Consider the following 440-nt stretch of genomic DNA (forward strand, 5'->3'; position numbering starts at 1 on the left):
GGGCGAACAGTGCGCGCCGGATATCCTCGCTCTGGCCCTGCAGCACTTTGCTGCGGTATTGCAGTACGCCCGGAAGCCACGCCTCGGACCGCCCGCCCATATAATCCACACTCAGTTCCATCGCACTGACTCCTTAAAAAAACGGCGCCCGGAACTGGCGGGGCGCGGGAAACGAAACAGGCGCGTCGGCGCGCCGGATCAGCCGCGGCGCGAGCGGCCGGGGTGGAGATGAACAGGCTGTCTGACTACTGGCTGGACGGCCCGGCCACCTGTGGGTCGGCAAGGCTCGCCAGATAGGCGCTGATCCTGGTCTGCAATTCGCCCTGCAGCGGCGTGCTGGCGGTGAGGTCGAGGCGGTCGAGATCGTACAGCGGCATCCCGTTGATGGACCCTGGGTGGCGGCTCTGCCGTCACCTAGTGCGTAGCCGCGTGATGACCAT

The 440-nt window shown here is 66.1% G+C and carries 1 pseudogene; it reads right to left on the bottom strand.

The features are described 5' to 3' along the window. Positions 1-263 precede the first annotated feature (263 nt). Positions 264-380, bottom strand: a pseudogene (locus U8L64_RS00425) (hypothetical protein); the annotation flags it as partial. Positions 381-440 lie beyond the last annotated feature (60 nt).

This window comes from Pseudomonas sp. FIP_A4 (genome assembly GCF_036701605.1).
Classification (GTDB): domain Bacteria; phylum Pseudomonadota; class Gammaproteobacteria; order Pseudomonadales; family Pseudomonadaceae; genus Stutzerimonas; species Stutzerimonas phenolilytica.